Source organism: Aeromicrobium sp. SP1 (assembly GCF_055663785.1).
In genome coordinates, this window is sequence record NZ_JBQVVK010000001.1 from 784,200 (window position 1) to 797,761 (window position 13,562).

The window sequence follows — 13,562 nt, forward strand, 5'->3', positions numbered from 1 at the left end:
GGTGAAATCCATCACGCGACTCGAGGAGGAACACATGTTGGCACTGCGCTTCTACGCGCCGGAGGACGTGCGCGTCGAGGACGTCCCGGAGCCCGATTGCGGGCCCGACGAGGTCAAGATCCGCGTCCGCAACTGCTCCACGTGCGGCACCGACGTCAAGATCCTCCACAACGGTCACCAGAACCTGACCCCACCGCGGATCACGGGCCACGAGGTGGCCGGCGAGATCGTCGAGATCGGCGCGGACGTGGCGGGGGACTGGAGCGTCGGCGATCGCGTCCAGGTGATCGCCGCGGTCCCATGCGGCGACTGCTACGAGTGCGACAAGGGCTGGATGGAGGTCTGTCAGAACCAGACGTCCGTCGGCTACCAGTACGACGGCGGGTTCGCCGAGTACATGATCGTGCCGCGGCAGGTACTCAAGGTCGACGGCATGAACCGCATCCCCGAGAACGTCGGTTTCGACGAGGCCTCAGCCGCCGAGCCGCTGGCCTGCGCGATCAACGCCCAGCGACTGCTCGGCATCGAGCCGGGTGACACGGTCGTGGTGTTCGGTGCCGGCCCGATCGGCTGCATGCACATCCGCATCGCACGCGGCGTGTGGAACTGCGGGCCGATCTACCTCGTCGACGTCAACGCCGAGCGGCTGAAGATGTCCGCCGACGCGGTGCAGCCCGACGGCACGATCAACGGTGCCGAGGTCGACGTCGTCGAGAAGGTTCTCGAGCTGACCGGCGGCCGGGGTGCCGACGTCATCATCACGGCCACCGCGGCCAACGTCGCGCAGGAGCAGGCGATCGCGATGGCAGCGCGCAACGGTCGCGTCTCGTTCTTCGGTGGACTGCCGAAGACGAACCCGACGATCACGTGCGACTCGAACCTCGTGCACTACCGCCAGCTGCACCTGCACGGCGCGAACGGCTCGTCGCCGGCGCACAATCGCCAGGCGCTCGAGTACATCTCGTCCGGTCAGGTGCCCGTCAAGGACCTCATCACGAAGCACATCGCGCTCGCCGACGTGCTCGAGGCGTTCCGCGTCGTCGAGCAGGGCGAGGCGATCAAGGTGACCGTCGAGCCCTGAGGGTCAGCGCAGCAGGGCCTCGGACAGGTCCTCCAGTGCGCGGGTGGCGTACCGGCCCCAGATCGTCGCGAAGACGACCAGCAGGGGCCGGGCCCACGACGCCTTGGGGTGCGCGACCCACGTCCACGTCACCCGCACGCCCGTCCCGGCCGGTTCGAAGGCCCACGTGCCCTCGATCCGTGAGACCAGGGGCGAGAGCGGGCCGGTCAGGTCCGTCAGCACGTAGGTGAACCGGTGCGGCGGCTCGACGGTCAGCAGGGACTCCTGCATCGTCCCGCCGTCGGCGAGGACGATCCGGCGGCGCTGGCCCGGAGTGTTCCACGGGATGCCGCCCTCGGTCTGGCGGATCGCCGGAATCGGGCCGTAGCGGCGGCGGAAGAGCTCGGGCAGCGGCAGCTCGAGCGTGCGCGCGAAGGCGTTCTCGGGCGCGACGGGGATCGTCCTGCCCTGGGACATCGTGACGGTCGTGCTCATGGAACCTCCCGGTTCAGTCCAGGGCCTGCTCGAGGTCGGCGAGCAGGTCGTCGGCGTCCTCGATGCCCACCGAGAGGCGCACGAGGTCGTCGGGGACCTCGAGCTGCGATCCCGCGGTCGAGGCGTGCGTCATGGCGCCGGGGTGCTCGATGAGCGACTCGACGCCGCCGAGGCTCTCGGCGAGGGTGAACACGCGGGTGCGTGCACACAGGTCGAGCGCGGCCTGGCGTCCGCCCGCGAGCCGGACCGACAGCATGCCGCCGAACCGCGTCATCTGCTTGGCGGCGACGTCGTGGTTCGGGTGGTCGGGCAGGCCCGGGTAGCGGACCTCGCTGATCGCCCGATGGGCCGAGAGCAGGTCGACGACGGCCTCGGCGTTGTCGCAGTGCCGGTCCATCCGCACCGCGAGGGTCTTGATGCCGCGCAGCGTGAGGAACGCGTCGAAGGGTCCCGGCACGCCGCCGGCACCGTTCTGCAGGAACGCGAACGCCTCGTCGAGGGCCGGGTCGGAGGTGACGAGCGCGCCTCCGACGACGTCGCTGTGACCGCCGAGGTACTTCGTCGCGGAGTGCAGCACGACGTCGGCGCCCAGGGCGAGCGGCTGCTGCAGGTACGGCGAGGCGAACGTGTTGTCCACCAGCAGCGTCGCGCCCGCGGCATGCGCGATCTCGGCCGCGGCGGCGATGTCGGCGATGTTGAGCAGCGGGTTGGTGGGCGTCTCGATCCACACGAGCTTGGTCCGCTCGGTGATCGCGGCACGGAGCGCCTCGGGATCGTTCACGGGGACGGGCGTGTGCGAGATGCCCCAGTGCGCGAACACCTTGTCGATGAGCCGGAACGTGCCGCCGTACGCGTCGTCGGGGATCACGAGGTGGTCGCCCGGTCGCAGGATCGCCCGCAGGGCCGTGTCGGTGGCCGCCATGCCCGACGAGAAGGCACGGCCGAACGTGCCGCCCTCGAGCGCCGCGAGGTTGGTCTCGAGCGCGCGCCGGGTCGGGTTGCCGGTGCGCGCGTACTCGAACCCCTCGCGCATCCCGCCGACGCCGTCCTGGGCGAACGTCGAGCTGGCGTAGATCGGCACGTTGACCGCGCCGGTGCGCGGGTCGGGCTCCTGCCCGGCGTGGATGGCGCGGGTCGCGAAGCCGGGCGTGCGGGCCGCGTCGGACGGACTGGTCATACGTGGACTCCCAACAGGTCGTGCCGGGTCAGCACACCCAGCGGCTTGCCCTCGTCGACCACGAGGAGGGCGTCGTCCTCCTTGAGCGCGGCGAGTGCCGCCGCGAGGTCCTCGCCCGAGCCGATCAGCGGCAGCGGCGGCTCCATGTGGTCGGCCACCGCGTCGGTGAGGGTCGCGCGGCCCTCGAAGACGGCGCTGACGAGGGCACGCTCGCTCACGCTGCCGGCGACCTCGCCGATCACGACGGGCGGCTCGGGGCCGACGACCGGCATCTGCGACACGTTGTACTCGCGCAGGATCTCGATCGCGTCGCGGACGGTCTCGGAGGGGTGGGTGTGGACGAGGGCGGGCATGTCACCGGTCTTGCGGCGCAGCAGGTCGCCCACGTGCAGGTCGGCGGCGTGGCCGTCGAGCGGCGTGCGCAGGAACCCGTAGGACGCCATCCAGTCGTCGTTGAAGATCTTGGAGAGGTAGCCGCGGCCGCCGTCGGGCAGCAGCACGACGACCAGGTCGCCGGGATCGGCCCGCTCGGCCACGCGCACCGCGGCGACGACGGCCATGCCGCACGAGCCACCGACCAGCAGGCCCTCCTCGCGGGCGAGCCGGCGCGTCATGTCGAACGAGTCGGCGTCGGAGACCGCGATGATCTCGTCCGGAACGCTCGGGTCGTACGCGCTCGGCCAGAAGTCCTCGCCGACGCCCTCCACGAGGTAGGGCCGCCCGGTGCCGCCGGAGTACACCGAGCCCTCGGGATCGGCGCCGATGACGCGGATGTCGGGATTCTGCTGCTTGAGGAACCGGCCCGTCCCGGTGATCGTGCCGCCCGTGCCGACGCCCGCGACGAAGTGGGTCACGCGGCCGTCCGTGCCGCTCCAGATCTCCGGGCCGGTCGTCTCGAAGTGGCTCGCCGGGCCGGCCGGGTTGGAGTACTGGTCAGGCTTCCACGCCCCGGGCGTCTCGCGCACGAGCCGGTCGGACACGTTGTAGTACGAGTCGGGGTGCTCCGGCGGCACGGCGGTCGGGCACACGACGACCTGCGCGCCGTACGCCTTGAGCGTGTTGCGCTTGTCCTCGCTGACCTTGTCCGGGCAGACGAAGATGCACGAGTAGCCGCGCTGCTGCGCGACGAGGGCGAGCCCCACGCCGGTGTTGCCGGACGTCGGCTCGACGATCGTGCCGCCGGGCTGCAGGGCACCGGACGCCTCGGCCTCGTCGACCATGCGCACCGCGATGCGGTCCTTCGCGCTGCCGCCGGGATTGAAGTACTCCAGTTTCGCGACGACCGTGGCGCCACCGTCCGGAACGACTTTGTTCAGTCGGACCAGGGGAGTGTCACCGATCAGGTCGACCACGTGGTTCGCGATGGCCATGCGTCCATCATCGCTCACGAGCGAAGCGGGCGGCCGGTGGCGTCGCGCGAATCGGTCACGAGCATCACGATGCCGTCGTTGACCGACCAGAGCGCGCCGAACCCACACGTGAGCACCGTGACGAGCAACTGGGCGATGCCCAGTCCCGTGTGGCCCGTGTAGAACCGCCCGATGCCGATCGGCACCAGGATCTGCAGGATCCCCGCGACGAGCTTGGACTTGTCCGAGAACGGCAGCCCCGTCTTCGGGTCGATGCCGTACGGGGCCTGGTACTGGGCCTGGTACTGACCCGCGTACTGGCCACCGGGCCCGGGAGGAGGCGGCGCGTACCCCGGCGGAGGCGGCGGCGGGTACCCGGCCCCGGGCGGGGGCGGCGGGTTCTGCGGAGCCTGCGGGGTCTGCGGGGCCGGAGCCAGTGGCGCCGTCGGCTCGGACGCGCCGATGTCGATGGTCGGCTCGTGGTCGCCGGCGTCGAGGTTGGGGTCCTCGTGCGGCTCCTCCGGAGGCGTGGTGGTCATGACCCCAACCTAGCCTCCGGAGGGGCTCCTCAGACCATCGCGCCGTCGTCGGGCAGGCCGCGACCGTCGCCGATGTGGGCGTACGGATCGACCTTCTCGCGCGGGTCGTTCTCATGGTCGTACGGCCACCGCTCCTCCAGCAGCAGGCCCATCGTCGCGGCGGTGAACACCGTCGACAGGTGGCCGAACAGCAGGCCGAGCAGCACCGCGATGGCGAAGTCGCGCAGCGAGTCGCCGCCCAGGATCGCCAGCGCCGCGAGGATGAACGTCGCACCCGCCGCCGTGTTCACGGTTCGCGGGATGGTCGACAGGATCGCCTCGTTGACCATCTCGCGCAGCGGGATGTCGGCGATGCGCGTGCGTTCTCGGATGCGGTCGAGGACCACGATCGAGTCGTTCACGGCCAAGCCGATGATGGACAGGATCGCGGCCAGGAACACGCCGTCGATCGGCTTGCCCCACCACGCGAACACGCCGACCACGGCCAGCACGACCGAGGCCATCGAGACGATCGCGGCGAGCGCCCACGTCCAGCGGAAGCGCCAGGCCAGGTAGAGCATCTGCGCGGCGACGGCGATCAGGAACGCCAGGACCGCCTTGTTGCGCAGCTCCTTGCCGAGCGTCGGGTCGATCGTGTTGTCGCTGACCTTCTCGCTCGTGCCGCCGACGGACTCGATGGCCTGCTGGACCTTCGCGACCTCGTCGTCACCGACCTTGGGCAGGCGGACCGAGATGTTCTCCTGCCCGTCGCTGGAGGACGTCTGCACGACGGCCTCGGGGAAGCCCGCATCGGCGACCGCGTCGCGGGCCGCGTCGGGCGTGACGGTCTTGGTGGTCGAGAACTCGACCTGGCGGCCGCCGGCGAACTCGACGCCGAGGTTGAGCCCGCGAACCATGATGCCGGCGATCATGATGACGGCGATGCCGAGCGACACCGCGATCCACATGCCGGCCCGCCGGACGAGGTACGGTCCGTGCTCGTTGAGCCAGCGCCGGACGCTGGAGATGCCGCCGATGCCGGAGGCCTGCGGGTGCTGGCGCACCCACTTGCGCTTGACGAGCCACTCGGTGAGGAAGCGCGCGACGACGAGCGCCGAGAACATCGAGGCGATGACACCGATCGTCAGGGTGACGCCGAAGCCCTTGACCGGCCCGGAGGCGAGCCAAAACAGCAGCATCGCGGCGATGATCGTGGTGACGTTGGAGTCGATGATGGCCGACCACGCCTTGTGGAAGCCGGTCGTCAGCGCGGACAGCAGGCCCGCCTTCGGATGGTCGTGGTACTCCTCGCGCGCTCGCTCGTAGACCAGGACGTTCGCGTCGATGGCCAGACCGATCGCCAGCACGAAGCCGGCGAGGCCGGGCAGTGTCAGCGTCGCGCCGAGGAGGATGAGCACCGCGTACGAGACGAGGGCGTAGACGCACAGGGCGATCGTCGCCATCACGCCCGTCAGGCGGTAGATGAAGATGATGAACAGGCCGGTCAGGGCCAGGCCGATGATCGAGGCCATGATCGACGCGTCGATCGCAGCCTTGCCCAGGGTCGGGCCGATCGTCCGCTGGTCGATGATCTTGACCGGGACCGGCAGCGCGCCGCCCTTGATCAGGACCGCGAGGTCGTTCGCCTCGGTCTGGGTGAAGCTGCCGGTGATGCTCGTGGAGCTGCCGCCGCCGCTCTGGCACATGCTGCTCTGGATCGCCGGGGACGAGATGATCTTGTCGTCCAGCACGATGGCGATCCGGTTGTTGGCCGCGGTGTTGGCGCAGGCCGACGTGACCAGCTGCTTCCACGGGTCGGTGCCGGTCTTGTTGAAGTCGACGTTGACGACCCAGTCGCCGAGGCTGTTCTGCGGCGTGGCGGCCTCGGCGTTGTTGATGCCGTTGCCGTCGAGCGTGACCGGTCCGAGCAGCAGGGGCTGACCGCCCTCGTCGGGCAGGACGACCTGGCCCTCCTCGGGCTTGGTGGCCTCGGTGGCCGGCGACATGACCTCGCGGAACTCCAGCGTGGCGGTCTGGCCGATCACCTCGACGGCCTTCGACGGGTCCTGCACGTCGGGCAGCTCGATGATGATGCGGTTGTCGCCGGAGCGGGCGATCGTCGGCTCCGAGACGCCGAGGGCGTCGACACGGCCGCGCAGCACCTCGACCGCGCGGTCGGTGGACTCGGCGTCCGCGTCGACGCGGTCGGTGGACTGGGTCTCGAGGGTGATCTGGGTGCCGCCGCGCAGGTCCAGGCCCAGGCTCGGACTCATGGAGAAGGCGACGATCGCGGCGATCGCGACGACGACCAGGGAGACCACGCCGCGGTAGAAGTTGGCGCGCGCGCCGGCCGCCACCTGCTTCTTGGGCTTGCGGGGCTTGGCGGCCTTCGGCTTCTTGGGCTTCTTCGCCTTGTCGGAGGCGGACTTCTTGAAGGGCATGGGTGTCTCTCGGAGTGGACGGCGCGGCCGTACGGATGTGCGTGGGGGTGAGGCGGTGCGTCAGCGGCGCGGAGGCGCTCGTCCGGTGCGATCGGCCGGGACCGTGGTGCGACGCCCGGCGACCAGGGCTGCGGCGACCGCCGTGACGATCGCGGCCAGCAACGGCAGCACGCCGGCGGGGGTGACGGCCGTCAGGTCGACCGTGACCTGGTGGTCGTCGACCTGAGCGACGGTCAGCGTCGCGCGGTGGTGGGTCGAGGATCCGTCGGAGTCCGTGACCGTGCTGCTCGTGCGCTGGGCGTCGATGCGCGAGATCGCCGCCGCGGAGACCAGACCCAGGACACCGGCCAGCACGGCGGCGGCCAGCACGGCGACGACGTGTCGCACTCCACGCGTGGTCTGGATCACCCGGCGAGTGTAACGGTCCTACGGTAAGGGGATGACCATCACACAGCACGTCTTGGGAACCAGCGGCATCGAGGTCGGCGCGGTCGGCATCGGCTGCAACGCGTTCGGCACGCGGATCGACGCCGCCCGGGTGACCTCGGTCGTCGATGCGGCGCTCGAGCACGGCGTAGTCCTGTTCGACACGGCGGACACGTACGGGCTCGGCGAGAGCGAGACGTTGCTCGGCGCGGCCCTGCGCGGGCGGCGCGACCAGTTCGTCGTGGCGACCAAGTTCGGGATGGACATGCAGGGCCGCAACGGAGACGACGGCGGCCGCCGGGGCAGCGCCGCGTACGTCCGCACCGCGGCCGAGGCGAGCCTGCGCCGGCTCGGCACCGACGTCATCGACCTGTACCAGCTGCACACGCCCGATCCGGGCACGCCGATCGAGGAGACGCTGGGCGCGATGACCGAGCTCGTCGACGAGGGAAAGGTGCGGGCGATCGGCTGCTCGAACTTCACCGGCTGGCAACTCGTGGACGCGGACTGGGTGTCGCGCACGGCGGGCCTGGCGCACTTCGCGACCGCCCAGAACGAGTACTCGCTCTACAACGCCGCGGCCGAGACCGAGCTGGTTCCGGCGTGCCTCGACCTGGGTGTCGGCGTGCTGCCGTACTTCCCGCTCGCCTACGGGCTGCTGACGGGCAAGTACGCCCGCGATGCCGAGCCGGCCGAGGGCACCCGGCTGTCGGCCTCCTCCCAGCGGGGGCGGTTGGACGCGGCCGACTGGACGCGGATCGAGGCACTGCACGAGTTCGCGGACGCGCGGGGCATCAGCCTGCTGGAGCTGGCGATCGGCGGCCTCGCGGCGCGTCCCGCGGTCTCGTCGGTCATCGCGGGCGTCTCGGGTCCGGAGCAGGTCGCCGCGAACGTGGCCGCGAGCCGATGGATCCCCAGCGCCGAGGACACGGCCGCGCTCGACGCACTGCTGGCGCCGGCGCACTCGTACACGACGTTCGCGCCGCGCTGACGGCGGTGGAGGGGGAGTTGGCGCGCCGGGTCGGGAAGCGCCTCACGGCGCGTGGCCGCTCGTAGCGGCTAATTTTGGGACCCGGGGCTACCACGACCCGGCGCGGTAGCCAGCGTAGACGACCGCCCCTGACCCCGTCGGGACTCAGTGCAGTTCGCCGCGTCGTTCGGCCTCGGCGGCCGCGTGCAGCTGGCGCGCCGTGTCGACGAGCCGTGCCGCGCTGGCCGCGTCGGCACCCTCGGTCTGGCCCCGGCCCACGCCGATGATGTGGGCGAAGGCGGCGGCCCGGTCGAGGACGACGTCGAAGTCGGGGGCGATGATCCCCCGGATCAGCGTGTCGACGAGCGTGATCACCTCGTCGGGTCCCGGCGGGTCGACGACGCCCGCGAGCACCTCCTGCACCGGTGCGTAGGCGCGTCCGGTCGCGAACTCCCGAGCCGCCTGCACCGGATTGCGATGCACCCACGTGCGCAGCACGTAGAGCCGCCACAGCGCCCCGGCGACCGTGTCTCCGGGCGCCTTGGCCCACAGTTCGGCGATGACGGCCAGGCCCTCGGAGTCGGCCAGGTGCAGGATGCGGTCGACCAGTTCGCGGTCCTCGCGATCGTGGGCGCCGCGGACCAGCAGGTTCGCGATGCGGTGGCCGGCCGCGGTCTGCTCCGCCGGGTCGATGCCGTCGGGCAGCGACTCGAACAGCTCGGCGCCCGGCAGTGACGGGCGAGCGAAATCGGCCATGGCAACGAGGGTAGACCCGGTCTGGTCGTCGGACGCGCAAGCGACCGCTCGTGTGGCGGGGACGTCAGGCGGGGTCGACGAGGGCTTCGGCGATCGGACCGGCGACGAGCTCGAGCTGCCACGGCCGGGCGCCGTTCTCGCGCAGGAAGGCCGAGACCGTCTCGATGGTGCGCTCCTGCGGCGGCTGCCACGCGAGCGCCCGCACCGGGGCCGGTCCGATGAGGTTCTCCGCCGGCACGTTGTTCGCCTCGGCGAGGCTCGTGACCGCGCCGCGGACCCGGGTGAGGCGATCGGCCGCCACCGGATCCTTGTCGGCCCACGCGCGCGGCGGCGGGGGCCCGTCGGACCGCTGGCCGCTCGTCGGCAGCTCGGACTCGGGCAGGGCCAGCGCCCGCTCGATCGCCGCGAACCACTCGTCGAGGAAGCGACGCGGTCCGCGCCGGCGCATGGACGCGTCCGCGCGCAGTGCCGAGATCGTCTCGGGCGGGTGGGTCGCGAGCGCCACGATCGTCATGTCGGGCAGGATCCGGCCGGGCGTGACGTCGCGGTCGGCGGCGATCGCATCGCGCTCGCGCCAGAGTTCACGCACGACGCCCAGCGACCGTCGGCTGCGGATCTTGTGGATCCCAGAGGTGCGACGCCACGGGTCCTGGCGCTCCGGCGGCCCGGTGAACGACAGCAGTGCGTCGAAGTCCTCACGCGCCCACTGCAGCTTGCCGGCGGCTTCGAGGTCGGCGATCACGGCGGTGCGCAGCTCGACGAGCACCTCGACGTCGAGCGCCGCGTACTCCAGCCACGGATCGGGCAGCGGTCGCGTCGACCAGTCGGCCGCGGAGAACTCCTTGGCCAGACTCATGTCCAGGTAGTGCTCGACGAGCGCGGCCAGACCCACGCGCGGCAGGTTCAGCAGCCGTCCCGCGAGCTCGGTGTCGAACAGCGACACGGGCCGCAGGCCCACCTCGGCCAGGCACGGCAGGTCCTGCGTCGCGGCGTGCAGGATCCACTCGGCGTCGCCGAACGCGTCGCCGAGCTCGGTCAGGTCGGGGAATGCGGTGGGGTCGATGAGCCACGTGCCGGCGCCCTCGCGGCGCACCTGCACGAGGTAGGCGCGCTGGGAGTAGCGGTAGCCGGAGGCGCGCTCGGCGTCGAGTGCGATCGGCCCCTCGCCGAGGGAGATCTCGGCGCACGCGCGAGCGAGGGCGTCCTCGGTGTCGACGACCTCACGCAGCGGCTCGCGCAGGCCGAGACGGGGAAGCTCAGGTGCGGGAGCGTCGTCCGTGGACCCGGCGGAGGGATCGGATGCGGTCTGCTCGGGATCAGTGGTCAACGACCCACACGCCTGCGTGTCAGCGGCACGACGCCGGGTGCCAACGGGGGCAGCCCGGCCAGCTTGCCGAGCAGTTCCATCCACGCCGACGCGTGCGCCTCGAGCTCGCCGTGCGGCGTCCAGGACGCGCGCACCTCGATCTGGGCGTCGCCGTCGTCGTCGGACATCGCACCGAAGCCCTCGGAGCGCACGACCGTGATGCTGCCGGCGGTGTTCCCGTGGTCGGCACCGGCGTCGCCGAGTGCGTCGTTCAGCCAGCTCCAGCCGACCTGCGTGATGAGCGGGTCGATCGCCATCTCCTGCTCGATGTCGGCCCGCGCGAACGTGACGCAGCGGAACGTGCCGTCCCACGCCTCGTTGCCGGCCGGGTCGTGCAGCAGGATGAAGCGCCCGGTGCCCAGGTCCGCCCCGCCGACGACGACGTCGGCGGTCATGGCGTAGGCCCACGGGGCGATGCGCTGCGGAGGCGGCATCTCACCGATCTCGAGCTCGGGTCGCGCGACGGCGCGCTTGACCTGCTCGACGGCACGCGAGAAGGGTGCCGGGATGCCTTCGACCTTCGTACGGGCGCCCACACGCCGATCTTGACATGCGAAACGGGGGCGCGCGGCCCGACACGCAGGGCGTGACAGACTCGAAGGGTGACCACCGACGCTCACGCCCCTTCCGTCCCGCTCGCCACGACGAGCCCCTTCCTGAAGGCCTGCCGAGGCCTCGAGCCGTCCCACACGCCGGTGTGGTTCATGCGCCAGGCCGGCCGATCCCTGCCCGAATACCTGGCCGTCCGCGAGGGCGTGCCGATGCTGGAGTCGTGCTTTCGCACCGATCTCGTCGTCGAGATCACGATGCAGCCGGTGCGCCGGCACGGCGTCGACGCGGCGATCTTCTTCTCCGACATCGTCGTGCCCCTCAAGGCGATCGGCGTGGACCTCGACATCGTCGCGGGTACGGGCCCGGTGGTCGCCGACCCGATCCGGTCGGCCGCGCAGCTGCAGTCCCTGCGCGACCTCGAGCCCGACGACGTCACCGCGATCACCGACGCCGTGACGGCTCTGGTCGGCGAACTCGGTCCGACGCCGCTGATCGGCTTCGCCGGCGCCCCGTTCACGCTCGCGTCGTACCTCGTCGAGGGTGGGCCGTCGCGCGACCACCGCCGCACGAAGGAGCTCATGTACGGCGATCCCGACCTGTGGCACGCGCTGCTGGGCCGGATCGCGGCGATCGCCGGGCAGTTCCTGCGCCTGCAGGTCGAGGCCGGTGCCTCGGCGGTGCAGGTGTTCGACTCGTGGGCGGGCGCGCTGTCGCCGGCCGACTACGACACGTACGTGCGACCGCACTCGGCGGCGGTGCTGGAGGCTGTGGCCGACCTCGACGTGCCGCGCATCCACTTCGGCGTCGGCACGGGCGAGTTGCTGTCGCGCATGGGCGACGTGGGCGCTGACGTCGTCGGCGTCGACTGGCGGGTTCCGCTGGCCGACGCGATCGGCCGAGTCGGTGGTCGGGCCGTCCAGGGCAACCTCGACCCGACGCTGCTGTTCGCGCCCACCGACGTGGTGCACGCGCGCGCCGCCGAGATCATCGAGGCGGGTCGTGCCGCGAACGGCCACGTCTTCAACCTCGGTCACGGCGTGCTGCCCGCGACCGACCCCGATGCGCTGACCCGGCTGGTCGAGTTCGTCCACGCGTACGAGCCGCAGGCCTGATGCGCGTCGCGGTCGTCGGGGGAGGCGTCGCCGGCCTGTCCGCCGCCTTCCACCTCGCGCGGCTCGGCGCCGAGCCGGTCGTCTTCGAGGGCTCCGACGCGATCGGCGGGAAGGTCCGGCTCGACCGTCTGGGCGACCTCACAGTCGACGTCGGCGCCGAGGCGATGCTGGCCCGTCGTCCCGAGGCGCTCGAGCTCGTGTCCGCGGCCGGGCTCGATGCCGACGTCGTCGTGCCCGAGCCGTTGCCGTCGATGGTGTGGAGCCGAGGTGCCCTGCGCCCACTGCCGCCGACCGTGATGGGCGTGCCGTCCGACCTCGAGGCGCTCGCGGCCTCCGGGATCGTGGCCGGCTCGATTCCGTCCCACCTCCTGCCCGCTCCGGACGGCGATGTCTCCGTGGCGGCGTTCGTCGCCGATCGGCTCGGTTCCGAGGTGGTCGACCGGCTCGTCGAGCCGCTGCTGGGCGGCGTGTACGCCGGCCACGCCGACCGGCTCTCGCTCGACGCCGCCGCGCCGATGATCGCCGCCCTGGGCCCGGACCTGCTGGCGGGTGCGACCGCGGCCCGGGTCGCCGCCCCGGTCGATGCCGGTCCTCGGCTCGTCGGCCTGCGCGGGGGCGTCGGCCGCCTGCCCGCGGCGCTCGTGGAGGCTGCCGGCTTCGAGGTGCGCACGAAGGCGACCGTGCGCTCGGTACGCCGCGACGGCAGGGGCTGGGAGCTGGTCGTGGGGCCGACGACGGCTCCCGTGCGCGAGCGTTTCGACCGGGTCGTCATGGCGGCGCCCGCCCCGGCCGCCTCGCGGCTGCTCGCCGAGGCGGCTCCGCGGGCCGCCTTCGCCCTGGCCGGCGTCGACTACGCCTCGATGGTGGTGGTCTCGCTCCTGCTCGACGGGGCCGACCTGCCGGCCGGGACCGGCTTCCTCGTGCCCCCGGTCGAGGACGTCACGATCAAGGCGGCGACCTTCTCGACCCGCAAGTGGGCGTGGCTCGCCGAGGCCGCCGGCGGCGCGACGGTCCTGCGCGCCTCGATCGGTCGCGCGGGCGAGACCGGAATCCTTCAGAGCACCGACGCAAGGCTGGTCGACCTCGCGGTCGCCGACCTCGCGGTCGCCCTCGGCTCCGCGGAGACGCTCGGGTCGGTCGTCGCCTCGGGCGTCCAGCGCTGGGGTGGCGGGCTGCCGCAGTACGAGGTCGGCCACCTCGACGTTGTCCGCACCGTCGTCGACGACGTCGCCTCGGTGCCGGGCCTGGAGGTGTGCGGCGCGGCCTACGAGGGCGTCGGGATCGCCGCCGTGGCCGGGACGGGAAGGGCCGCGGCCGAGCGAACCGTCGCCGGGTGAGAA

General features: G+C 71.9%; 13 protein-coding genes. 4 read left to right on the forward strand and 9 right to left on the reverse strand.

Annotated elements, in window-relative coordinates; genetic code table 11:
- The first annotated feature begins 34 nt into the window (after positions 1-34).
- The gene (locus ACT26F_RS03795; protein WP_471669160.1) at positions 35-1,081 is read left to right on the forward strand and encodes a zinc-dependent dehydrogenase; all 1,047 of its coding nucleotides are present in this window, start codon (positions 35-37) and stop codon (positions 1,079-1,081) included.
- Positions 1,082-1,084: 3 nt separating this feature from the next.
- Here the strand turns inward: ACT26F_RS03795 and ACT26F_RS03800 are convergent, their stop codons facing one another.
- The 6 genes from ACT26F_RS03800 to ACT26F_RS03825 are packed head-to-tail and all read right to left on the reverse strand — an operon-like array spanning position 1,085 to position 7,448.
- Positions 1,085-1,555 (reverse strand): SRPBCC family protein, encoded by a 471-nt coding sequence (locus tag ACT26F_RS03800; RefSeq protein WP_471669161.1) that lies wholly within the window; start codon positions 1,553-1,555, stop codon positions 1,085-1,087.
- A gap of 13 nt (positions 1,556-1,568) precedes the next feature.
- Positions 1,569-2,732: a cystathionine gamma-synthase gene (locus ACT26F_RS03805; RefSeq protein ID WP_471669162.1), complete on the reverse strand. Its 1,164-nt coding sequence runs from the start codon at positions 2,730-2,732 to the stop codon at positions 1,569-1,571.
- Positions 2,729-4,102, reverse strand: coding sequence for a cystathionine beta-synthase (locus ACT26F_RS03810; protein ID WP_471669163.1), 1,374 nt, complete (start codon positions 4,100-4,102; stop codon positions 2,729-2,731). The genes ACT26F_RS03805 and ACT26F_RS03810 overlap by 4 nt, the downstream gene beginning before the upstream one ends.
- Positions 4,103-4,116: 14 nt before the next feature.
- Positions 4,117-4,620: an NINE protein gene (locus ACT26F_RS03815; RefSeq protein WP_471669164.1), complete on the reverse strand. Its 504-nt coding sequence runs from the start codon at positions 4,618-4,620 to the stop codon at positions 4,117-4,119.
- A gap of 29 nt (positions 4,621-4,649) precedes the next feature.
- Entirely contained in the window at positions 4,650-7,040 is a 2,391-nt protein-coding gene (gene secD / locus ACT26F_RS03820) for a protein translocase subunit SecD (RefSeq protein ID WP_471669165.1), read from the reverse strand.
- Between the two features lie 60 nt (positions 7,041-7,100).
- Positions 7,101-7,448, reverse strand: coding sequence for a hypothetical protein (locus ACT26F_RS03825; protein ID WP_471669166.1), 348 nt, complete (start codon positions 7,446-7,448; stop codon positions 7,101-7,103).
- Between the two features lie 31 nt (positions 7,449-7,479).
- Here ACT26F_RS03825 and ACT26F_RS03830 point away from each other — a divergent pair, with 31 nt between their 5' ends.
- Complete coding sequence (locus ACT26F_RS03830) at positions 7,480-8,457, forward strand: aldo/keto reductase (protein WP_471669167.1); 978 nt, start codon at positions 7,480-7,482, stop codon at positions 8,455-8,457.
- Positions 8,458-8,601: 144 nt separating this feature from the next.
- On the opposite strand, the gene ACT26F_RS03835 is transcribed toward ACT26F_RS03830, so the two are convergent.
- The 3 genes from ACT26F_RS03835 to ACT26F_RS03845 all read right to left on the reverse strand — a co-directional run bounded on the left by ACT26F_RS03835 (position 8,602) and on the right by ACT26F_RS03845 (position 11,094).
- A complete protein-coding gene (locus ACT26F_RS03835) occupies positions 8,602-9,192 on the reverse strand; it encodes a hypothetical protein (RefSeq protein WP_471669168.1) in 591 nt (196 codons plus the stop codon).
- Positions 9,193-9,256: 64 nt separating this feature from the next.
- Positions 9,257-10,519 (reverse strand): ribonuclease D, encoded by a 1,263-nt coding sequence (locus ACT26F_RS03840; RefSeq protein ID WP_471669169.1) that lies wholly within the window; start codon positions 10,517-10,519, stop codon positions 9,257-9,259.
- The gene (locus ACT26F_RS03845; RefSeq protein ID WP_471669170.1) at positions 10,516-11,094 is read right to left on the reverse strand and encodes a DUF3000 domain-containing protein; all 579 of its coding nucleotides are present in this window, start codon (positions 11,092-11,094) and stop codon (positions 10,516-10,518) included. Before ACT26F_RS03845 ends, ACT26F_RS03840 begins: the two co-directional genes overlap by 4 nt.
- A 66-nt stretch (positions 11,095-11,160) precedes the next feature.
- Here ACT26F_RS03845 and hemE point away from each other — a divergent pair, with 66 nt between their 5' ends.
- Positions 11,161-12,222 (forward strand): uroporphyrinogen decarboxylase, encoded by a 1,062-nt coding sequence (hemE, locus tag ACT26F_RS03850; RefSeq protein ID WP_471669171.1) that lies wholly within the window; start codon positions 11,161-11,163, stop codon positions 12,220-12,222.
- Positions 12,222-13,559 (forward strand): protoporphyrinogen/coproporphyrinogen oxidase, encoded by a 1,338-nt coding sequence (locus tag ACT26F_RS03855; RefSeq protein WP_471669172.1) that lies wholly within the window; start codon positions 12,222-12,224, stop codon positions 13,557-13,559. The genes hemE and ACT26F_RS03855 overlap by 1 nt, the downstream gene beginning before the upstream one ends.
- The last annotated feature ends 3 nt before the right edge of the window (positions 13,560-13,562 follow it).